At 67.1% G+C, this 21443-nt stretch carries 22 protein-coding genes; 12 read left to right on the top strand and 10 right to left on the bottom strand.

Annotation, left to right across the window (positions count from 1 at the left end):
* Positions 1–46: 46 nt before the first annotated feature.
* Positions 47–943 carry an alpha/beta fold hydrolase gene (locus IE92_RS0113130; RefSeq protein WP_051701945.1) on the top strand — a complete coding sequence of 299 codons (897 nt, stop codon included), beginning with the start codon at positions 47–49 and terminating at the stop codon, positions 941–943.
* 43 nt (positions 944–986) lie between these two features.
* Positions 987–2156: a glycoside hydrolase family 1 protein gene (locus IE92_RS0113125; protein WP_030148962.1), complete on the top strand. Its 1170-nt coding sequence runs from the start codon at positions 987–989 to the stop codon at positions 2154–2156.
* Between the two features lie 93 nt (positions 2157–2249).
* On the opposite strand, the gene IE92_RS17930 is transcribed toward IE92_RS0113125, so the two are convergent.
* The 4 genes from IE92_RS17930 to IE92_RS0113105 all read right to left on the bottom strand — a co-directional run bounded on the left by IE92_RS17930 (position 2250) and on the right by IE92_RS0113105 (position 4707).
* Positions 2250–2864: a Fic/DOC family protein gene (locus IE92_RS17930; protein WP_162178505.1), complete on the bottom strand. Its 615-nt coding sequence runs from the start codon at positions 2862–2864 to the stop codon at positions 2250–2252.
* A 53-nt stretch (positions 2865–2917) separates the two neighbouring features.
* On the bottom strand, positions 2918–3157 hold the full coding sequence (locus IE92_RS0113115) for an antitoxin VbhA family protein (RefSeq protein WP_030148960.1): 240 nt from the start codon (positions 3155–3157) through the stop codon (positions 2918–2920).
* Positions 3158–3271: 114 nt separating this feature from the next.
* Complete coding sequence (locus tag IE92_RS0113110; protein ID WP_030148959.1) at positions 3272–3820, bottom strand: SMI1/KNR4 family protein; 549 nt, start codon at positions 3818–3820, stop codon at positions 3272–3274.
* 35 nt (positions 3821–3855) lie between these two features.
* Positions 3856–4707 carry an RDD family protein gene (locus IE92_RS0113105; protein ID WP_030148958.1) on the bottom strand — a complete coding sequence of 284 codons (852 nt, stop codon included), beginning with the start codon at positions 4705–4707 and terminating at the stop codon, positions 3856–3858.
* 17 nt (positions 4708–4724) lie between these two features.
* On the opposite strand from IE92_RS0113105, the gene IE92_RS0113100 reads away from it, so the two are divergent.
* From IE92_RS0113100 to IE92_RS0113085, 4 genes are all read left to right on the top strand, one after another.
* A complete protein-coding gene (locus IE92_RS0113100) occupies positions 4725–5720 on the top strand; it encodes a stage II sporulation protein M (protein WP_030148957.1) in 996 nt (331 codons plus the stop codon).
* A gap of 73 nt (positions 5721–5793) precedes the next feature.
* A complete protein-coding gene (locus IE92_RS0113095) occupies positions 5794–6258 on the top strand; it encodes a Fur family transcriptional regulator (protein ID WP_030148956.1) in 465 nt (154 codons plus the stop codon).
* A 95-nt stretch (positions 6259–6353) separates the two neighbouring features.
* Complete coding sequence (locus IE92_RS0113090; RefSeq protein WP_030148955.1) at positions 6354–7805, top strand: catalase; 1452 nt, start codon at positions 6354–6356, stop codon at positions 7803–7805.
* Positions 7806–7977: 172 nt separating this feature from the next.
* Positions 7978–8337, top strand: a complete 360-nt coding sequence (locus tag IE92_RS0113085) for a VOC family protein (RefSeq protein ID WP_030148954.1) — start codon at positions 7978–7980, stop codon at positions 8335–8337.
* A 90-nt stretch (positions 8338–8427) separates the two neighbouring features.
* On the opposite strand, the gene IE92_RS0113080 is transcribed toward IE92_RS0113085, so the two are convergent.
* Positions 8428–8883, bottom strand: coding sequence for a MarR family winged helix-turn-helix transcriptional regulator (locus IE92_RS0113080; RefSeq protein WP_030148953.1), 456 nt, complete (start codon positions 8881–8883; stop codon positions 8428–8430).
* A 56-nt stretch (positions 8884–8939) separates the two neighbouring features.
* Here IE92_RS0113080 and IE92_RS0113075 point away from each other — a divergent pair, with 56 nt between their 5' ends.
* Together IE92_RS0113075 and IE92_RS0113070 are read left to right on the top strand one after the other, a co-directional pair.
* On the top strand, positions 8940–9452 hold the full coding sequence (locus IE92_RS0113075) for a DUF6790 family protein (protein ID WP_030148952.1): 513 nt from the start codon (positions 8940–8942) through the stop codon (positions 9450–9452).
* Between the two features lie 31 nt (positions 9453–9483).
* On the top strand, positions 9484–10116 hold the full coding sequence (locus tag IE92_RS0113070; protein ID WP_081864127.1) for a TMEM175 family protein: 633 nt from the start codon (positions 9484–9486) through the stop codon (positions 10114–10116).
* Here IE92_RS0113070 and IE92_RS0113065 read toward each other — a convergent pair.
* Genes IE92_RS0113065 through IE92_RS0113045 form a run of 5 tightly spaced genes read right to left on the bottom strand, consistent with a single transcriptional unit; the run spans position 10113 to position 16019 of the window.
* Positions 10113–11444, bottom strand: a complete 1332-nt coding sequence (locus IE92_RS0113065) for a DUF58 domain-containing protein (protein WP_030148950.1) — start codon at positions 11442–11444, stop codon at positions 10113–10115. The two genes, IE92_RS0113070 and IE92_RS0113065, sit on opposite strands and share 4 nt — an antisense overlap.
* Entirely contained in the window at positions 11445–12428 is a 984-nt protein-coding gene (locus IE92_RS0113060) for an AAA family ATPase (protein ID WP_043322168.1), read from the bottom strand.
* A 5-nt stretch (positions 12429–12433) separates the two neighbouring features.
* Positions 12434–13684 carry a DUF4350 domain-containing protein gene (locus IE92_RS0113055; protein WP_051701944.1) on the bottom strand — a complete coding sequence of 417 codons (1251 nt, stop codon included), beginning with the start codon at positions 13682–13684 and terminating at the stop codon, positions 12434–12436.
* A complete protein-coding gene (locus tag IE92_RS0113050; RefSeq protein WP_043322166.1) occupies positions 13684–14340 on the bottom strand; it encodes a DUF4129 domain-containing protein in 657 nt (218 codons plus the stop codon). Before IE92_RS0113050 ends, IE92_RS0113055 begins: the two co-directional genes overlap by 1 nt.
* Entirely contained in the window at positions 14337–16019 is a 1683-nt protein-coding gene (locus IE92_RS0113045; RefSeq protein WP_051701943.1) for a hypothetical protein, read from the bottom strand. The genes IE92_RS0113050 and IE92_RS0113045 overlap by 4 nt, the downstream gene beginning before the upstream one ends.
* Positions 16020–16270: 251 nt before the next feature.
* Between IE92_RS0113045 and mtrA the strand changes: the two genes are divergently transcribed.
* The 4 genes from mtrA (at position 16271) to IE92_RS17440 (ending at position 21232) form a co-directional block, all read left to right on the top strand.
* On the top strand, positions 16271–16951 hold the full coding sequence (mtrA, locus tag IE92_RS0113040) for an MtrAB system response regulator MtrA (RefSeq protein WP_030148945.1): 681 nt from the start codon (positions 16271–16273) through the stop codon (positions 16949–16951).
* A 72-nt stretch (positions 16952–17023) separates the two neighbouring features.
* Positions 17024–18610: an MtrAB system histidine kinase MtrB gene (gene mtrB / locus IE92_RS0113035; protein ID WP_245601293.1), complete on the top strand. Its 1587-nt coding sequence runs from the start codon at positions 17024–17026 to the stop codon at positions 18608–18610.
* Positions 18607–20310: an LpqB family beta-propeller domain-containing protein gene (locus IE92_RS0113030; RefSeq protein ID WP_030148943.1), complete on the top strand. Its 1704-nt coding sequence runs from the start codon at positions 18607–18609 to the stop codon at positions 20308–20310. The genes mtrB and IE92_RS0113030 overlap by 4 nt, the downstream gene beginning before the upstream one ends.
* A gap of 109 nt (positions 20311–20419) precedes the next feature.
* Positions 20420–21232 (top strand): ComF family protein, encoded by an 813-nt coding sequence (locus tag IE92_RS17440; protein ID WP_156027553.1) that lies wholly within the window; start codon positions 20420–20422, stop codon positions 21230–21232.
* The last annotated feature ends 211 nt before the right edge of the window (positions 21233–21443 follow it).

Raw genomic sequence — 21443 nt, 5'->3', positions numbered from 1 at the left:
GTCGGGAGCCACCGCTTCACCGCCCGAGCCTCGCGAAGGAGACCCCATGAGTACCCCCGACTCGACCACCACCCCCGGTTCCACGATCACCCCCGGTAGCCCGTTTGGTGGCCTGGAGCTGGACCCGCGGGTGACCCCGCTGAACATTGCGGCCGGGGTGGGCACGCTCACCGCGCTGCACTCGGCCCCCGTCGGGGAGCGTCGCGGCACGGTGCTGTTTGTGCCCGGTTTCACCGGGTCTCGTGAGGACTTCCGCACGTTCCTGCCGCTGCTGGCCGAGCGCGGCTGGGATGCCTGGGTATACAGCCAGCGCGGTCAGGCCGATTCGGTGGGACCCGAGGGCGTGGAGAACTACACGCTTGATCTGTTCGCCGCCGACGCCGTCGAGGTGGCCCGAATCGTGGCCGCCGAAACCGGAGTCGCCACCGTGCACCTGGTGGGCCACTCGTTCGGTGGCTGCGTTGCCCGCGCCGCGGCGATCCTGGACCCCTCCGCGTTTGCCAGCCTGACCCTGCTCTGCTCGGGCCCGCACGGCTGGCCCGGCCGCCATCAGGACACCGAGTTTGCGGTGCAGGAGGGCGGCTCAATCGGCCTCTGGTATCGCGACAACCCGCACACCCTGGGCATGCCCGATGAAGACATGGATCCCGAGATGGCATTCCTGCGTCACCGCGCCGCCGCGACGTCCTCGGACAACCTGATCTCGGGTGCACGCATCCTCCGCAACGACCCCGACACCACCCCCGAGCTGGCCGCGACCGGCCTGCCGGTGTTGGTGGCTCACGGCGAGCACGACGATAAGTGGCCGATCCCGATGCAGCGCGAGAGCGCCCTGCGTCTCGGGGCCGACTACGCGGTGATCCCCGTCGGTGCCCACTCGCCCCAGTTCGAAGCGCCCGAGGCCACCGCCCTGGCCCTGGATGCGTTCTGGGCCGACCACTAAATTTCCCCTACCGTCCGCACATTCACGACCAAGGAGTAGTACCGTGCTGAAATTCCCCGAAGGCTTCCTCTGGGGTGCCGCGACCGCCGCGCACCAGATCGAGGGCAACAACGTCAACAGCAACTGGTGGGTCATGGAGCACGCCAAGGACACCACGATTGTGGAGCCCAGCGGCGACGCCATGGACAGCTACCACCGCTACCCGGAGGACATGAAGCTCCTCGCGGATGCCGGTTTGAACTCCTACCGGTTCAGCATCGAGTGGGCCCGAATCGAGCCCGAGCGTGGATTCTTCTCCAACGCCGAGATCGACCACTACCGTCGCATGATCGACACCGCCCACGAGCTGGGCCTGGACCCCACCGTGACCCTGATGCACTTCACCGTGCCGCGCTGGATGTACAACGACGGATTCTGGCGTGCCAAGGACGCCGCGGACCTGTTCGCGCGCTACACCGAGAAGCTGCTGCCGATCCTGCAGGACGTCAAGCACGTGTGCACGATCAACGAGCCGAACATCGCCGCGATGCTCGCCGGCGGCGAGGACGCCTCGAACCTGGTGGCCTACGGGCTGCCCAACCCGGACCTGGGCGTCGCCGACACCCTGCTGGAGTCGCACCGTCGTTCGCGCGAGGTGCTCTCGCAGATCTCCGGTCTGAAGTCCGGCTGGACCGTCGCGACCCAGGCCTTCCACTCCACCGGTGAGCCCGGCGCGGACGAGATGATGCGCGAGTACGGTCACCCCCGCGATGACTGGTACCTGGAAAACGTGAAGGGTGATGACTTCGTGGGCGTGCAGGCGTACACCCGCACCTTCATCGGCCCCAACGGCCCGCTGCCCGTGTCCGAGGACGTCGAGACCACCCTCACCGGCTGGGAGTTCTTCCCCAAGGCCCTGGAGATGGGTGTGCGTTCGGCCTGGGAGCTCACCGAGGGTGTGCCGGTCTTCGTGACCGAAAACGGCATCGCCACCGCCGATGACACCCGCCGCATCGCCTACCTGGACGGCGCCCTCGAGGGCCTCCACTCGGCCATGCGGGACGGCGTCGAGGTGCTGGGTTACCAGCACTGGAGCGCGCTGGACAACTACGAGTGGGCCTCGGGCTTCCGCCCGACCTTCGGCCTGATCGCCGTGGACCGCGAAACCTTCGTGCGCACCCCCAAGCCCTCGCTGGCCTACCTGGGTGAGATCGCCAAGCGCAACGCGCTCTAAGCCTCACCACCGAAAATGCCCGGGACCGCTGGTCCCGGGCATTTTTGTGCACCCATCTCTTGCGCAATCCCCGCCACAAAGAGCGGACCCGGTTCACGCAGGTGAGGAACCGGGTCTAGCTGTTTCTAGAGGGTTTCGCGGCCGTGCGAGCCGAGCAAATACGGGAACTAGCGCCTGTGGTTCGGGCTCATCTGAACCAATATCTGGTACCGATAGGCGTGAAGCCTGGTTCCAGATCTCCGGAGTTATACGGGAAACCTTCGGGTCGAATTCAAGTCGAAATCGGCTCAGCTCGGACACCTGTTGCATGAAGATTTTTGAAGTTCGTCCGTTTCCTTCGCGAAACGGATGCGCATAGTTGATGTACGCAAAGATTCGCGCGCATTCGGTCGCGAACTCGGTCTTATTCATGGCGGCCCAGGGTGACGTCGTGATCCTTCGGTGCGCCTGCGCAAGATAGCCAGATATCGATGAAGGTTCTGCAAAATCGTAGGAGCCCTTACTCATCCCCACAGAGCGGAACTGGCCGGCCCACGCATAGACGCCGCCAAAAAGGTGCTCGTGAATGCTGCGGAGATGACGAGCATCATAGGTCCGAGCGATGTTCGTGGCTCCACGCTCAATATCGAACTGCTGAATCGCGGTTTCCGCATATTCTCGCTTCGCGAGCGCATGTGCGTCACGGAGGCCAAAGAGATTTTGCAGCACGAGGCCACCTGGCTCCCAGAAATATGCATCCCAGGAGTCAAATGGCCCGGGCATTAGACGGCGGTGCTTCGGGCCTCGTGCGTACGTGCTGCCGCGTCTGCTCGACGAGTGTACTCGGCCTTGTCGATCGTGCCGCGTGCGTAATCTGTAAGGTTCTTTACGTCTTCGCGGTTGGGTTCCCAGCCTTCGTGCCAACCTGACGCAAGCGTGTTGATGATGTGCGTTGTGGTGACTGCATCGAGTGAGGCGAAGAGCTCCGGCCAGCGCGCTTGGATATCAAATTGGGTGGACATGGGATCCTTCCTCGAAGGTGTGCTCTGACCCTAACAACCCCCTAGACGAAGTACCAGAGCCAAGTTCCGGATTTTCAGCCGACGCTCAAGTCTGCGGTTGGGGCGGATCGGGCGCTAACCCTTCAGGCGGAAGCTTGGAAGGGGCTGGAACCGTGGGGTGTCCGGGGCCGCCGGGTCGGTGGCGCGCTCGCGTAGGAGCGGCAGCGCCTCGTCGAGGCTGCTTCCCAGGCGGTGCAGCGATCCAAGCCCGCGGGATTCCCAGATCGGGAGTTCACCGAGCGGCGTGCGGGCACCGAGCTCCCAGAGCAGGTAGTCGCCGTTTTCGCTCCACCCAAAAACCTCGAGTCGTTCGGACAGGTCCCAGGAGCCATCGGGCTCGATGACCCAGGTGTACTCCTCGGCGCGGCTGTCGGCGTACACGACCCGAAAGTGCTCGCTCAATCGTGAGGTGCGACCCGGCCAGCCATCGGCATACCCCTCCCTGACCGGGGGATAGATGAACCACAGCCCAAAGAGCCGTCCCCAGCCAACCTGGCGAATCAGTGCACGATAGGACGGCGGAAACGGCTCACCGTCGCCGAGTCGGATCCGTTCGAGAGCCTCGGTATCGATGTGCTCACACGTGGGGGAGTCGGGGGTGCCAATCCAGTCGATACCGGTCATACGGACATGCTAGCGGGTCGGAGTTGTATGGTCCCCTAGCGCTGGGGGAAATCGTGTGGTGTGCCCATCAGCGCCGGGGCCAGCGCATCGAGGCGGCGGGCGCGTGCCTGCAGCGCGCGGGCGTCGCGGTCTCGGCGGATCGCGGCAACCCCCACCAGCAGGGTTTCCGGGTGTACGGCCGGCAGCGGCGAGGTGAAGACGGCGGCCTCGGCGGCCAGCTCGCTGGCCACGCGCAGGCGAGATTCGGGGGTGAAGCGGTCCGCCTGGGCCAGGAACTGGCTGATTCGACGGGCGAGTGGCTCGGGGAGCTTGGCGACGTCGGCGATCTGTGCCCATCCGTACAGCTCGGGCGGCATCGGCCGGATAAAACGGCGAATCTGCGGGACGCGTTCGTGCTGGGAGTAGGTTCCCGCCAGGAGATCCCCCAGGCGGCGGCTGCGATTATTCAGCAGCCCCACGGTCGCGGCCAGCCCGCCGAGGGTGAGATACAGTTCCAGGACTCCCACGAGAGCCCGGGTCAGGGCATGACGGAACGAAATTGCCCCGCCATCGTTGCGCACAATTCGTGCACCCACCGTGAAGCGGCCCACCGAGCGGCCGCGGGTGAGGGTTTCCACGGTGGCCGGGAGGATGACCAGCCCGGTTGCCAGGACGGCCACGCTGAACGCCTGCGCGATGGCCGCATCCATGTCGATCATCGTGGACAGCATCCCCAGCAGCATGAAGCAGCCGATGATGAAGATCACCGTGACCAGGCCGTCGATCAGGGCACCGGCGGCGCGCAGCAGGAACGAGGTGTGGCGCACCTCAAGGGCCACGGCCTCACCGGTGATGAGTTCGTTTTCCGTGCTGTCGCCGACGGCAATCGGCGAAAATGTCGCGGTCATGTCTACAATCTAAGCAGATGGATCTTGACGCGTATCGTGCCGCGCACGAAAAAGAATGGACCCGGCTTCAGGCGCTCGCCGCCAGGGGCTCGCTCAGTGGTGCCGAGGCGGATGAGTTCATCGCCCGCTATCAGTCGGCCGCGAGTGATCTTTCGGTCCTGCAGGCGGCCGCCGGCAGCACCCCGGATGGGGATCGGCTCGGGGTGATTATCGCCCGTTCCCGGCTGCGCTTTACGGCCGCGAGTAAAAACGTCCTGCTTCAGCTGGGCGAGTTTTTTGTGCTACAACTGCCGGCCGCGCTCTATCGGATTCGCTGGCTGACCCTCGCCGTGGCGCTGGCCACGATCCTGATCGCGGTGGCGTGGGCGATCTGGCTGCTGGGGGACCCGCAGCTGGTCTACAATCTGGGGACCCAGGCCGGATTGGAAAAGTACGCCTCGGAGGACTTCTACCAGTACTACTCCGAGTATGCGTCCTCGTCGTTTGGGGCGATGGTCTGGACTAATAACGCCTGGATCGCCGCGCAGGCGGTGGCCTTCGGAGTCACCGGAATCTGGGTGCCGTTCATCATCGCGCAGAATGCTCAGGGGCTGGGGCAGTCCTTTGCGATCCTGCACACCTTTGGCCACGGCGGAGATTTTTTCCTCTACATCGCCCCGCACGGCATGCTGGAGTTGACGGCGATCTTTGTGGCCGCCGCCGCGGGACTGCGTATCTTCTGGGCCTGGGTGGCTCCGGGCAAGCGTCCGCGTCTGGTGGCGCTCGCCGAGGATGGTCGCTCGCTGATCACCGTGGCCATCGGCCTGGTGTTTGTGCTGGGCGTCTCGGGGGTCGTGGAGGGATTTGTGACCGGATCCGAGCTGCCCTGGCCGGTGAAAATCGGAATCGGTGCAGCGGTGTTCCTGGGGTTCCTCGCGTACGTGCTGATTCTGGGACGAAAGGCGTATCGGTCGGGAGAAACCGGCGATCTGGGCGAGTTTGAATCCGGTGCCCAGCGCGTCTACGCGGGCTAGTTCAACCTCCGTTCGCCACACGGAAACCCTTCGTTATTTTTAGTCATTCAAAAAAACGTGTAGGGTGGGTGTCATGACAGTCGCCACCACCGAGGAGCTCTCCGACGCCATTCGCGGCGCGGGTCTCCGTCTCACGGCCCCGCGTCTCGCGGTGCTGCGTGCGGTGGGGGAGAAGTCGCATGTGGATGCCGGCACCGTGTTTGAGCGGGTCCTCGCGGACCTCCCGGACACCTCGGTGCAGGCCGTCTACGGCGTCCTGTCTGCGCTCACCGATGCCGGCCTGCTGCGTCGGATCGAACCGGCCGGTTCCCCGGCCCGGTATGAGCGTCGGGTGGATGATAACCACCATCACATCGTGTGCACCCGCTGCGGCGCGATCAACGATGTGGACTGTGTTGTGGGGCACGCTCCGTGCCTGCACCCGGGCAATGCCTCGGGATACACGGTGCAGACCGCCGAGGTCACGTTCTGGGGGCTGTGTCCGGCCTGCCAGGACGAGGTGGCCCGCGCGGAAAAAACGGCCGAACCCGTCTCCTGAACCAGACGGTCCCGGCCCCTATCCGGACACTGTGACACACCCCGGTGGCTACTGCCATATCGGGGTACTTGCCAGCGAAAAAAGAGGAGATCACCATGACGGAATCACCGACCACCACCACCAACTCCGGCGCCCCGGTCAGCGCCGATTCGCACTCGCTTGCGATCGGCCGCGACGGCGCGATCCCGCTGCACGACCACTACCTCGTCGAGAAGCTTGCCCAGTTCAACCGCGAGCGTGTGCCGGAGCGTGTGGTGCACGCCAAGGGTGGTGGCGCCTTCGGTACACTGACCGTGACCCACGATGTCTCGGCCTACACCAAGGCCGCGCTGTTCCAGCCCGGTGTGGTCACCGAGGCCCTGGCCCGGTTCTCGACCGTCGCCGGTGAGGCCGGAAGCCCGGACACCTGGCGCGACCCGCGCGGTTTCGCGCTGAAGTTCTACACCACCGAGGGTAACTATGACCTGGTGGGCAACAACACCCCGGTGTTCTTCATCCGCGACGGCATCAAGTTCCCCGACTTTATCCACTCGCAGAAGCGTCTGCCGGGCAGCCACCTGCGCGACAACGACATGCAGTGGGACTTCTGGTCCCTCTCCCCGGAGAGCGCCCACCAGGTGACGTGGCTCATGGGTGACCGCGGTATCCCCGCCAACTGGCGTCACATGGACGGCTTCGGCTCGCACACCTACCAGTGGATCAACGCCGAGGGCGAGCGCTTCTGGGTCAAGTACCACTTCCGCACCAACCAGGGCAACGCCTCGCTGACCGCCGAGGAAGCCGAGCGTCTCGCCGGAACCGATGCCGACTACATGATCCGCGACCTCCACGACGCGATCGAGCGCGAGGAGTTCCCGAGCTGGACCGTCTCGGTTCAGGTCATGGCCTACGAGGATGCCAAGACCTACCGCTTCAACCCGTTCGACCTCACCAAGGTGTGGCCCAAGGCCGACTACCCGCTGATCGAGGTGGGTCAGTTTGAGCTGAACCGCAACCCGGAGAACTACTTCGCGCAGATCGAGCAGGCCACCTTCGCCCCCTCGAACTTCGTGCCGGGTATCGCCGCCAGCCCCGACCGCATGCTGCTGGCCCGCATCTTCTCCTACGCGGATGCACACCGCTACCGCGTGGGCACGAACCACGCCCAGCTGCCGGTGAACGCCCCCAAGAACGAGGTTCACTCGTACTCGCAGGACGGTGCCGCCCGCTACTCCTTCAACTCCGCCTCGACTCCGGTGTATGCGCCGAACTCGGTGGGTGGCCCCGCCGGAGATTCCGCCTACGCCGCCGACGAGCGCGGCTGGGAGAACGATGGCGAGTTCGCCCGGACCGCCGCCAGCCTGCACGCCGAGGACGACGACTTCGGTCAGGCCGGAACCCTCGTCCGCGAGGTCATGGATGACGCTCAGCGCGCCCGCCTGCTGGCCACCATCACCGGTCACGTGGGTGCCGTCCAGAACACCGAGATCCGCGCCCGGGCCATCGCCTACTGGACCAACGTGGATGCAACCCTGGGTGCGGCCCTCGCCGCCAACCTGGCCGCCTAGGCTCGGTTCCCCTTCCGCCGCACGGCGTCGCCCCTACCGGCGACGCCGTGCGGTTTTTTTGGTGGTTCCCGGGAGGGCTCCGCGGCGATGCCGGCTGGGGGCGAGGTTCTGGCGCGCGGTCGGGGGATCCGGCTACGCTGGGGGTACTCTTCACCGGCGAAAGGACCCCCCGATGCGACTCGGCATGATCACCCTGGACACCCTCGATCCGGCGCCCGTGGCGGCCTGGTGGGCGAAACTTCTCGGCGGTGCGCTCAATGATGTGGGTGGGACGGGGGAGTTCCTGGTGCTTTCGGGCGCTATTCCCGGCATCAACCTGGGATTCGCCAAGGTTCCGGACCCGACACCGGGGAAAAACCTCATCCACCTCGATTTTGACCTTGAAGCCGGTGAGGAACGTGAAGCCCTGCTGGATTCGGTGCGTGCGGCGGGTGCCGAGCATCAGGCACACCATGAGTATCCGGGTATCCAGTGGGATGTGTTCACCGACCCCTTTGGAACCGTATTCTGCATCGGCGACGCGCACGACTAAGCGATCGTTGTTACCGGCCCGGCCCGGCTCGGCCCGGTGTCGTTGAGCTCGGCCCGTCTCGGCCCGTCTCAGCCCGGCGAGTGACGGAGCTTAGTGCTGCGTGGGTGCGGGGCCCGGGTTGCGATCCACGGTGTCCAGGAGTTCGGCCAGGCGCTGTGAATCGGCGAGATAGCGATCATAGGGGAACCCCTCGCGGATCAGCCACACGCGAAGCTGCGTGGCGCTGGCGGTGCCCGAGGCGTGGAACGCGTCCAGTCCCGCCGGGGTTGCCGAGGCGAGGCGTCGCTTGGCGTGGCTGGGGTCGGTGATGATGTCCACAAACCCCTCGTCGCGCAGCGTGCGCAGGGCGCGGGAGGTCGCCGCCTCGGAGAGGCCGACCGAGTCGGAGAGCTGGCGCTGGGTCATGCCCGGGGACTCCTCCAGCGTGCCGATAATCCGAACCTGGGTATAGGTCAACCGGGCATCACCGGCGGCCATGCGCCTGCGCGCGAGGTCCCCAAAGGTTGCGACGACGCGGTGCAGCAGATCGGCAATTCCATCATCCATGTGATCAGTATAGCGCAGTCTTGCGCACGCAATATTGCGTGTGCAAGACTGTCGATATGTCTACCTCACAGTTCATTTTTGAAACGTCCGTTCCCGCCCTCTGGCTGCTGATCGCCGTGATCGGGGCGAGCATTCATTCGGCGCGATCCACGAAACTTTCGCGGCTGGAAATTTGGCAGCGCTGGTGGGCGGTGGCTGCGCTCGGGTGCGGAAGCGCCTGGATGACCCTGTCCTTCCTGGTGATCCCCGATGTGATGACCACCGCGATCGGGTTCCAGCAGACCCCATTTGTCACCGAGATCGCGTTTGCCAACCTGGGCCTGGCAATCGGCGGGTTCCGTGCCGTGCGCGCCGGGGCCCGGGAGCGCATCACGATCGGCCTGATTGCGGGAATGTTCCTCTGGGGTGCCACCCTCGGGCACGTCTATCAGTCACTGGCCCACGGCAACTGGGCACCCGGAAACACCGGCGGCGTGCTCGCCTATGACGTGCTGATCCCGGCCGTGATGATCATCCTGGCCGTCCGCAGTCGTCGCCTGGAGGCCGCGGCACCGGCCACGGTGTCCTAAACAGTCACACGCACCCGAGGGGGATGAATCCATGAGTCGTATGTTGCGCACCCAGCGCGGCCTGGACCGGCTGGTCAACTTTTCCGACGCCACCGTGGCGATCGCGATCACCCTGCTGCTGCTCCCGCTGGTGGACGCGGCCTCCGATGCCCGGGCCGACCGGGTGGGGGAGTTCCTGTCCGAGCATCAGGGCACCCTGATCGCGTTTTTCGTGAGCTTCGCGGTGATCGCCCGGATGTGGACCATGCACCACCGCCTGTTTGAGGTTGTGCACGCCTATTCGCCGCGGCTCATGCGGGTCAACCTGATCTGGCTGGCCAGTATCGCCTTCCTCCCGTTCGCCTCGAATATGCTCGCTGCGGCCGGTCAAAACCCGGCTGCCCGGGCCCTCTACATCGGCACCATCGCGGTGGCCAGCCTGACCTTCGCGCTGATGGAGGGGGTGGTGATTCGCGATCCGAGCCTGCGTTCGGAGGCGGACCGGGACCTGCTGACCCCCACCAACAGCTGGCTGACCTTCGCCGCCGTGCTGCTCGCGCTGATTCTGACCCTGAGTGTCCCGGTCGGCGGGGTGTGGTGGTTGCTGCTTCTGGTTCCCGCCGGATGGGTCTCCGATTTCCTGGAACGGCGTGACCGCACGAGGCAACCGAAAACCGCCGGCTAGAGGCGGCCGGCCCGCTTGAGGGCGAGGTAGTGGTCGGCCAGGAGCGGGGGCAGGGCCTCCGGGGAGCCGGCAATCGGATCGGCGCCCACGCGGCGCAGCGCCTGGGCGACACGGTCGGCATCCAGCAGCGCGCGCTCGGCACCGGCGGCCTCGTACACGTCCTCGCGGCTGTCGACAAAATGGCGGGCGGCCAGGGCCTCGGGGTCGCGGACCGAGGCAACCACCACCAGGTGGCGCGCGGTGAGTTCGGGCAGGCTGGCGATCAGATCGGCGGCGGAACCCGGGCTTTCGGCCGCGGTCAGGATGACCACCAGCGAGCGCTGGGAGATGATCTGACGCACCTCTGCGGGGATCGCCGACCAGTCGGTCTCGATCAGCTCGGGTTCGATATCGGCCATCGTGTTGACCATATTTTCAAGTAGGGCGGCACCGGTGGAGCCGGTGACCCGCCCGCGGACACGACGGTCAAAGCACAGCAGGTCCACCCGATCTCCGGCGCGGGTGGCCAGCGCCGCCAACAGCAGCGAGGCCTCAAACGCGGTGTCCAGGCGTGGCTCATCGGCGATCCGGGCGGCCCCGGCTCGGCCGGTATCGGCCACGATGATGACCCGGCGGTCGCGCTCGGGACGCCAGGTGCGGACCACCAGGTGCTCGCCCGCGTCCGGCTGGCCGCCCATCCGGCGGGCGCTGGCGCGCCAGTCAATCGAGCGCACATCATCGCCGCGGACATAGTCGCGCAGGGAGTCAAACTCGGTGCCCTGACCGCGCACCATCAGCGAGGTGGCGCCATCCAGCTCGCGCAGCCGGGCCAACCGCGAGGGCAGGTGACGGCGCGATCTGAACGGCGGGAGCACCCGCAGGGTGCCCGGGGCCGACAGCGTGGTTTGCCGGGCTGCCAATCGCAGGGGTCCGAATGAGCGCACCGTGACCGATTCGCTGCGACGCTCGCCGCGCCTGGTGGGGACCAGGACCGTGCGCACCAGGCGACGCTCGCCCCCGGGAATGCGCACCCGCGCCCGCGAGGTTTGAGCCCCGGCGGAGGGGATCCAGGCATCACGGACGATGCCCATCAGGGTGCGTGCGCCGGTGTTGGTGAGATACAGCAGCGCGTCGGTGGGCTCGCCCAGGCGGGCCCGCGAGGCACCGCCACGGACCAGGCGCAGCGCGCGCGGCGAGGCGGCCAGGGACAGATCCAGGATCAGCACCACCAGCGACAGCACCATCCAGCCCGCCAGGATCAACAGCGGGTTGCCGCCGAGCCCGGTGCCGACCACGATCGGGATAACCCCGGCCCCGATAAGCAGCACAAACCAACCGGTGATCGCCATCTAGATGGGAACCTGAACCTGCTGCATGATCGAGCGCAGGATGGTGTCCGCGGACACACCCTCCAGCTCGGCCTCGGGACGCAGCTGCAACCGGTGACGCCAGACCGGCAGGACCATCGCCTGCACGTGGTCGGGGGTCACCGCCGGGTATCCGCTCAGCCAGGCCCACGCCTTGGCGCTGGCCAGTAGCGCGGTCGCACCACGCGGGCTCACACCCATGCGGACCGACGGGCTCTGCCGGGTGGCGCGGGCCAGATCCACCAGGTAGGCCAGCACGTCGCCAGAGACGGTGGTCTGCGCGGCGGCATCCTGGGCGGCCTTGAGCTCCTCGGCGCTGAGCACCGGCTGTACGCCGGCCCCGCCGAGGTCGCGCGGGTTGAATCCCAGCGCGTGACGGCGCAGCACCTCGATCTCGGTGTCACGCTCGGGCAGGTCCAGCACCAGCTTCAAGAGGAAGCGGTCAAGCTGCGCCTCGGGCAGCGTATAGGTGCCCTCATACTCGATCGGGTTCATGGTCGCGGCCACCAGGAACGGGCTCGGCAGCGGCAGCGAGACACCGTCCACCGACACCTGACGCTCCTCCATCGCCTCCAGCAGGGCCGACTGGGTCTTCGGGGGCGTGCGGTTGATCTCGTCCGCGAGCAGGAGGTTGGTGAAGATCGGACCGCGTCGGAACTCGAAATCCCCGGCCTTGGCGTCGTACACCAGTGAACCGGTAACGTCTCCCGGCATCAGGTCGGGGGTGAACTGCACCCGCTTGGTGTCCAGCGAGAGCGCGGTGCTGAGGGTGCGCACCAGCAGGGTCTTGGCGACGCCGGGCACACCCTCCAGGAGCACGTGGCCCTGGGCGAGGAGGGCGATGATCAGCCCGCTGACGGCGGCATCCTGGCCCACAACGGACTTGCCCACCTCGGCCCGAACCCGGGCCAGGGCACCGCGCAGGTTGTTGTCGCGGACGTGGATTTCTTCGGCACTGAGTGTCATCGTGGCTACTTCCGGTCGAGGGATGAGGGGTCGGTGGGGTGGGGCGCCTGCCCCGGCGGTGTCGGGCGGGTGGGATCCAGGGCCGCGGCCAGCGCGTCCTCCAGATCGTGTAGGGCTCGGGCGAGCCGGACCAGCTCGGCCTCGTTGGTGGCCGGCCGGGCGATCAGGAGGTCAAAGACCTCGGCGCGGGAGCGTCCCAGGCGGTCGGCAACGGTGATGGCGACCTGATCGGCCGGGGTTTGTCTCGGAAGGCCCAGGAGCGCGCTCGAGCGATCCACCACCCCGATCCGCAGCGCATCCAGGGCCCGGGTGCGGGCACCCACTCGCTGATAGAGGCGGGCTCGACCCCGACGGGTCTCCGAGGCGGGGACCACCACGGGCAAATCCTCGGCCACGAGCTTGCCGAAGCGGCGTCCGCGCCAGACAAAGGCGGCCAGCGCGGTGACAAACACGAGGAGCAGAACCGGGGTGAGCCAGGTCGGAGTCGCATCCTCGAGGGAGGTGATTCCGGTGTCTTCCAGGTCGGCTGCGGTGGGCAGATACCAGACCAGGTGGGTCTTTTCACCCAGCAGGCCCACCGCGAGTGCGGCGTTGCCCTCCCGCAGCACGGAGTCGTTCTGCAGGACCGACCGCGAACCCAGCAGGGTCACCCGCCGGTCCGCGCTCACCACGAGGGAGTAGCCATCGGTGTCGGTGCCGAAGCAGCCGGTAGCCGACTCGGACTGAAACACCCGTCCGGTGGTGATGCTGCCCGCGCGCAGGGCCGCGGGCACCCGGCAGGCGACCTCGTCGGAGACATCCTCCGTGGCCACCCCGGCGGGCATCGCGCCCAGATCGAGCTCGGACAGGATCGAGAATCCCGGGTCAACCAGCACGGTCGACGTGGCCGCATCGGACAGCGCCCGGACGCGCTCCGCGTCCAGGTATCCACCGAGATCGGCAAACAGCAGGGTGCCGGGCTCGGATTCAAGCGCCGACGTGGCCTGCTCGTAGGAGTTCGCGATGGTGATCCGGACGCCGTGATCCCGCAATACGTTGGCCACGGCCCGGGCACCTACCGGGGAGGGGTCCTCGGCCGAAAGCTCGCGACCGCGGGCGTTGCCGGCATTGCCCAGCACCATGAGGACCAGCGCGATAAGGATGATGACCGCCGCCGTGATGATCCAAAAACGGCGCTGCCGTAGGAACCCGCGCACGGTGGGGGTCAGGGCGGCAGAGGCTACCTCGGGGGCGATCTCGGATTCGCGCACGCTCATCACCGCACCTCCGAGACCATGTCGGCAAGCACCGGACGCTGGGCGCGCAGGCTCTCGTCGGTGCTGCGGATGCGTTCCCACTGCTGGGCGGTCGCGGGTACGGAGAGGTAGCGCACCGCGTCGAAGTCGTTGGCGGTCCGGGCCAGAACCTCGCCGAACGCGGGGAAGGCACGGCTCGCGGCACCGGCGGCCTGGTGGGCGGTGCTCCCCGGATCCAGCACGATAATCGTGCGCTCATCCAGGTCGCGACACAGCGCCCGGTAGCCCTCGAGGACCGCGAGGTCATAGTTACCGGCCGCGGCCGCCCGCGCCGCCGCGGCGCGAATCTCGGCCGCGGATCGGGTGTCCCGTTCGCCAAACAGCGCCTGTGTGGTTGACGCGCGCGCACGGTTGAGTCGCGGACGCCCCCAGATCAGGATCGCGGCAACCACAGCGGCGGCCAGCAGGAGGAGCAGGAGCACCGGTACCCAGTCCCCGGGGCCGTCGATGGAGCCCGAGAACAGGCGTCCCAGCCACCCGAGGAACTCGGTTACCAGACGATCAAACAGATTGGGGGTGGCCGCCGCATACTCGGGCTTGGTGAGCTCGTTGCTCAGCCAGTCATGCGCCTCCGGGGCGTCCGGGGTGAGGGGAGGCTCGGCGAGACGCACACTCATTGGTCTCCCGATTCCGGGGTACGCGGGGCGGGGGCACCGGTGGGCGGTGCCGGGTAGTTGGGGCCGGCGGAGTGCTGGGTGCCCGGGGTGGTGGGCCCCTGAGAACTGGGGGTGGTCGGATAGCCCGGGGCGGTCTGCGTGCCGGGCACGGGCTGGTATCCGGGAGCGGCGGGGTAGCCCGGTGTGGCCGGGTAGCCGGGTGCCGCGGGCCCCCGGGACCCGGGAGCCGCGGGATATCCGGGGGCTGCGGGATAGCCCGGAGCCGCGGGATAGCCGGGGGCTGCGGGATAGCCGGGAGCCGCGGGATAGCCGGGGGCTGCGGGATAGCCCGGAGCCGGATAGCCCTGCGGACCGGCCGGTCCCCCCGAACGATACCGCCCGGCCGAGGCCGCGGACTCCTGCCGCACCACGGTAAAGGGATCCGGCAGACCACTCGTGGTCGCTCCGGCCTCGACATAGCGCAGCAGGTCGATGTCCAGACCCTCCTTCCGCATGCGCAGATCGATATAGATCAGCGCCACCACCGAGGACTGCACCACGACGGTGATCGAACCAATCAGCAGCGACACCACCCCGACGATCAGGCTCGGCACCGCCTGGCTGATCACCGCACCGTACATGTCGGTCTCACCGGTGGGCATGAAGAGGGTGGTCAGCAGGCTGATCGCGATGGAAATGGGGAAGATCACGATCTGACTGACCGTGGAGACGATCATGTAGACCAGGAGCTGAATCCCCAGAGTCTTCCAGAAGTATCCATTGGTGAGGCGCCAGGACCGCTGGATCGCGGCCCCAAGCCCGCGGCGCTCCAGCACAATTACGCTGGGGACCAGGGAGGTCTTGATCAGCAACCAGGCAAACAGCAGGAAGAAGCCGGCACCCAATAGGAAACCGGCGAGAATCGCCCAGCCCCAGTTGTCGGAGTTGGTGGCGATGAACGCGATCACGGCCCCGGCGATCACGATCACCGCGACGGTCATGGCCGCAATCTGCAACAGGCTGAAGAGGAACAGCGGCCCAACCCGGGGCCACACGGCCTTCCAGAGCTCGCCCATCCGCCGCTTTTCACCGATCGTTGCGCGCGAAACCTCGCTCACCAGGACCCCCTGGAGGAAGGCGACGCTCAGCGCCGAGAGCAGGGTTGGAATCAGTAGCAGGAGCAGCAGTACCGCCCCGCCGCCGAGTGCGATCTCAACGCGGTCGGCGTAGGAGGCGTTGGAAATCCGATTGGTGAACCAGACCATGCCGAACCCGGCGACCAACAGGGAGATGATGCTGATCGGGGCCTGCAGGAGCAGGGCGCTGCCCAGGCTCGCCCGAGGATTGCGGGTCAGGACTCGAAACGGCGCGCCCATCAGCGTGCCGAAGGCGAGCGGTCGCAGCGGAATGAGCCCCGGTTTGGGGGCAGCCTGCCACTGGTTGGCAGACGGACCGCCGCCGGGACCCGCGGATCCGGGGGCAGGATATCCCCGATTCGGCATGCCCGAACCCGGCATGGATCCGCCCGGAGCGGGTGCCGGGGGAGCGGTGGGGTATCCCGGAGTGGTCCAGCTGGGGACCGCGGTGGAGGGGTCTGCCGGACCGGCGGAGGGCGGGGTGAACGCCGGAATTCCCGGGTCAAACCCACCCGAGCGTGCATCATTCTGCTCGGGCTGGTGCTGTGAACGTGGGTCGGTCACCGGAGTTCTCCTCGGCTATCGGATCGGCTAGCGTGCCTCCATCGTGACACACCGAGTCGTCGCGTGGGCAGAGTCACACCCGGCGAGACCAAAGCGGCCCGGATTTTGTCGTCTATGGCCCCCCGATCGGGCGCGAAACGGCCGTGGCTGGCAGAATACGTCTCCAAAACCGGAGACAACGGGTAGTGTGAGGGGAACTGTGTTTCCCCCTGCGCGGTGCAAACCCGCGGCGAATACTGAGAACGGGATCGATGACTCCACGCATTTTGGTGGTTGATGACGACACGGCGCTGGCCGAGATGATCGGGATCGTGCTGCGCACCGAGGGCTTTGAGCCGGAGTTTTGCGCCGACGGTGCCGCCGCCGTCGACGCTTTCCACGAGCACAAGCCCGATCTGGTGCTGCTCGATTTGATGCTGCCCGGAATGGACGGGATCGAGATCTGCACCCGCCTGCGTCAGGAATCCGGTGTGCCGATCATCATGCTGACGGCCAAGTCGGACACCGCGGACGTCGTGAAGGGTCTCGAATCCGGTGCCGATGACTACATCGTGAAGCCCTTCAACCCCAAGGAGCTGGTGGCCCGAGTGCGGACCCGGCTGCGCCCGGCAAGCGAGGCCTCGGCGACCGAGCTGGCCATCGGCGACCTGATCCTCGATGTGGCCGGACACGAGGTGCGGCGGGGTTCCTCGCGGATCAACCTCACCCCGCTGGAATTTGACCTCCTGCACGCCCTGGCCGCCAAGCCGGCCCAGGTCTTCAGCCGCGAGGCGCTGCTGGAACAGGTGTGGGGATACCACTACAAGGCCGATACGCGCCTGGTCAACGTGCACGTTCAGCGTCTGCGCTCAAAGGTCGAGCTGGACCCGGATAACCCACGCATCGTGATGACCGTGCGCGGAGTCGGTTACCGAGCCGGGAGCGCCGAGTAGCGGCCCGAGATGCCCGAAGACTACTTCTCCGCGGTTCGGCTCCGCCGCTGGCGGGGAATTCCTCGCGGGATCATGCGTGCGTGGCGACACTCGCTGCAATTCCGCGCGGTGACGATCACCATGGTGCTCAGCGCGCTGGCGATCATGCTCTCCAGCGGATACATGACGATCTCGATCGGGAGCGATCTCTATCAGTCCCGGGCATCGCAGGCCCAGAGTGATACCCGGCGAGCACTGGACACCGCCCAGCGCACCCTGGATTCCTCGACTGCGGAGTCTCGGGTGGACTTTCAGGCGCTGATGACCACCGCCCGAACCGACCTCGCCCAGGCGTCGGGCAGCCCGTTGGTCGCCGCCTTCCGCGTCCCCGATCAGCCCTTTAGCGCGACCGCGCCGCAGGACTTTGTGGCCCCCGGGCTGCAGGGCGAGGTGATCAGCGCCGAGCTGCGCCGCACGGTTCAAAAGAACCCCGACGGCCTGTGGTGGCAATCCACGGCGCTCGCCGCCAGCGGCGAACACACCGATCCCGGCCTGATCGTGGGAGGCCAGGTGCGCCTACCCGATGGGGCTGCCTACGAGGTGTACATCGGCTACAACCTGGCCAGTACCGAGGAGACCCTGGGCTTTGTCCAGCGCTCGCTCCTGGTGGGCGGCCTGGTGCTGCTGCTCCTGGTGGGCGGGGTCGCCTGGGTCGTGGTGCGCCTGGTCGCCGACCCGGTCCGGGTGGCCGCGCAGACCTCGGCCAAGCTGGCCGCCGGTGACCTGGAGGTGCGCATTCCGGTGCGCGGTCAGGATGAGCTGGCCACCCTGGGACGTTCGTTCAACCGGATGGCCGACAGCATGCAGGGCCAGATCCAGAAGCTCGCGGCGCTGTCCAGCGTGCAGCAGCGCTTCGTCTCCGATGTGTCCCATGAACTGCGCACGCCGCTGACCACGATTCGCCTGGCCGGGGACGTGCTGTACGACCAGCGCGAGGACTTCTCGCCCACCACCGGGCGCACGGTCGAGCTGCTCCACACGCAGACGCAGCGCTTCGAACTGCTGCTGGCCGATCTCCTGGAAATCAGTCGCTATGACGCCGGATCGATTCAGCTGGAAATGGAACCGGTGAGCCTGCCCGGACTCGTGCGCGACTGCGCCGACGGCATGCAGCAGCTCGCGGATCAGAGCGGCACCCGCCTGATCGTGCTGGCCCCCGGGGGATACGGCCCGGTGGATATGGACCCGCGCCGGATTCGCCGGATCGTCAACAACCTGCTGGGCAACGCGATCGAGCACGGCGAGGGCCGCCCGGTTGTGATGACCATCGATTCCACCGCGACCACCGTCGCGCTCACCGTGCGCGACTACGGCCTCGGCATGAACGAAACCGATGCCGCCCGCGCGTTTGATCGCTTCTGGCGGGCGGACCCGTCGCGTCGCCGGACCATCGGTGGAACCGGACTGGGCCTGGCGATCGCGCTCGAGGATGCTCAGCTGCACGGGGGAACCCTGGCGGTGTGGTCCAGTCCCGGTGCCGGATCCAATTTCCGCCTGCTGCTGCCCCGCCACCAGGGTGAGGACGCCGCGGCCCTGGGGGCATCCCCGCTGCCGTTGGAGCCCGCGGATGCGGGTGCCGACGGCCCCGACGAAACCGATTTTGAGGGGACTACCGCATGAGTATCTCCACCACCTGGCGTCGCCGGGGCACGGCCCTGGTCGGCGCGGTTGTTGCCCTACTGCTGATCTCCGGATGCGCCACCATTCCCCGGGGAGGCGGCGTGAACGCCGGTCACGCGGTGGACCGTCCCGAGGGCCCCGAGGTGGTGTTCCTGGCTCGCGGTCCGGAAAAGGACGCGAGCCGCGAGGAGATCCTCACCGGCTTTATCGAGGCCGCGGCCAGCCCCGCGGGCAACTATGCGACGGCGCGGGAATTCCTGACCGCGACCCTGGCGGGATCCTGGAAGCCCGATGCCCGCACGATCATGGATCAGGCCGAGCAGCGCAAGATTGCACCGAACGATGCGACCGACGGACTGGTCCTGACCACGAGCCCCGAGGCGGCCGTGGACAGCACCGGCCAGTACACCCCGTCCTTTGGCAGCTCGTCCATCCAGCTGGACTTCACCTTTGCCCGGGTGGATGGCCAGTGGCGGATTTCCGGGGCTCCGGATGGGATCATCCTCGATCCGGTGAAGTTCCGCGAGGTGTTTAAGCCCTACACGCTGCGCTTCTTCGACCCGAGCTGGAGCGTGCTGGTGCCCGAGGTGCGGTGGTTCCCCTCGCGATCCTCCACCTCGACCAACGTGGTCAAGGCGCTCCTGGCGGGCCCGAGCCCCTGGCTCGCGGGGGCCGTCTCGACGGCCTTCCCCGAGGGCACCCGCTTGCTCTCGGACGCGGTCCCGGTGGAAAACAGCGTGGCCAGTATCAACCTCAATCGTGAGGCCGGCGGCCAGGACGATCTCACCCTGCGCCGGATGAAGGCGCAGCTCACCGAGAGCCTGTCCGAGGTCTCCTCGATCAAGGCAATCTCGCTGAGCATTAACGGGGTGACCCAGGAGGCGGTGCCGCTCACCATCTCCGGCGCGCGGACCGACCCGCGCGCCCTGGTGCTGACCAAGGACGGGTTTGGATTCCAGACCGATGACCGGTTGGAAAAGCTCGCGGTGCTCTCGACCCAGGTCGAGTCGCTGAACCCCAGTGCGGTGGCCATCGACGGTGCCCGGCAGCTGATTGCCGCGCTCGCCCCCAGCGGAGTCTCGGCGATCCGGCCGGCGGGTCCGCTGCTGGTGGACGCGCGTCCGCACCTGATCGCGCCGAGTATCGACGAGGCCGGCAATATTTGGACGGTTCCCACCGATGCGCCTGGGGAGATCCTGGCGATCACCCCGGACGGCAAGCAGCATCCGGTAGCCGCAAGCTGGCCGGACGCCTCACAGATCGTCTCGCTGCAGGTCTCGCGTGATGGAACGCGGGTGCTGGCCTTCGTGGTCTCCGGCGGGCGAAGTACCCTGTTGGTGGCCGGCATTCAGAAGGATGAAAACGGCGTCCCGTCCAAGCTGGGAGAACCGATTCGGGTGCCCGCGGCCGCGGGCTCGGCAACCTCGGCCACCTGGGTGGACGAAAACTCGGTGGCATCGCTGGGAACCAATGATCAGGGGATTGCTCAGATTGTGCAGTCCACGATCGGCGGGCGCAGCGAGAGTCTGGTGACCGTGTCCGGCGGGCATGAGCTCGTGGGTGGCAGCTCGGAGAATCAGCTGCGGGTGTTGGCCGAGGGCGGGCGAATGATGCAGTGGCGTTCGGGATCCTGGCAGCAGGTGGCCACGGACGTGCGGGTGATCGCGACCCAGCAGGGGGCCGTCGAGCGGGTGGAATAGGGTTTTCCCGCCCTTATTGTCTTCCTCCACAACCCCGGTAACCGAACCCGTTCTCCACAGGTTCGACAACCTCACGCCTCCCTCCGCACCCGCGAATCAGAATGGTCCCATGACCACTCGAATCGCTTCCTTTGCCCTGGGCTGCTTCGTCCCCGTTCCCTGCGCGGGATGCGGACTTCCGGCCGATCCACGCTGGCCGGTGTCCGGGCTCTGTCCCGGATGCCGCGTGGTGCTCGCCTCGGCGACACCACGCGAGGGCCGGCTGCCCGATGCTCCGCCCACCCCGCCGCCGGGCGCTCGCATGCCTGCTGCCCACGCGCCCGGATCGCGGCTGCCCGGTGCTCGTTCACCCGATATCCGGCTGCCCGGTGCTCGTTCACCCGATATCCGGCTGCTTTGGGCACTGCGGTATCACGATCCCGTCTCGCGGTTGGTGCTCGACTTCAAGAATCACCATCGGGTTGACCTCGCCGGTGCCCTGGCCGCGCCCCTGGCCAAGACCATCGAGGCCGCCAACGGGGGCACGCGTTCGTCTCCGGCTCTCCTGGTTCCCATCCCGGGCCGTGCCGCCGGATTTACTCGCCGTGGGTATCACCCGGTCGATATGCTGATCCGGCGCACCGGCCATCCACCCCTGCGGCTGCTCGAATGGGCGCACACACCGCGCGATCAGCTGGGTCTGAGCTCCGCCGAGCGTGCCCAGAATCTGGCGGGGACGCTGAGGGTTCGTCCCCGGGGCTCGGTGGCTCGAGTCTCGGCTCGATCCGGCACCTCCCCGGCGCTCCGAAGCCCCAACCTCTGGGTGGTCGATGATGTGTGCACGAGTGGTGCCACGCTGCGTGAGGCCGTGCGGGCCCTTCGGGACGCGGGGCTGCTCCCGGCGGGAGTGCTGGTCCTTGCCCGTGCGGCTCGTTTCGCCTGATGCATACAACCACTGTCGCATATAGATGGTCGAAATTGCGGACCAGTGTTGGCCTCGTTGGGGGTGAAGCTAGAGTAAAGAGCCGCGTATTTATCACGTTATTGGGCCGAAATTGCGGATCGTGAGACCCACGCTACCGTGGTGTTTCGCGAAATGGCGGCCGCCCGTATTGACAGTGGTTTGTCGCAAAAATTACGCTGGGGTTCGTCGC

It is taken from the genome of Mycetocola saprophilus (assembly GCF_000718085.1).
GTDB classification, from domain to species: domain Bacteria; phylum Actinomycetota; class Actinomycetes; order Actinomycetales; family Microbacteriaceae; genus Mycetocola; species Mycetocola saprophilus.
The sequence above is the reverse complement of the archived record's forward strand: the minus strand, read 5'-3'. Positions and strand labels throughout refer to the sequence as shown.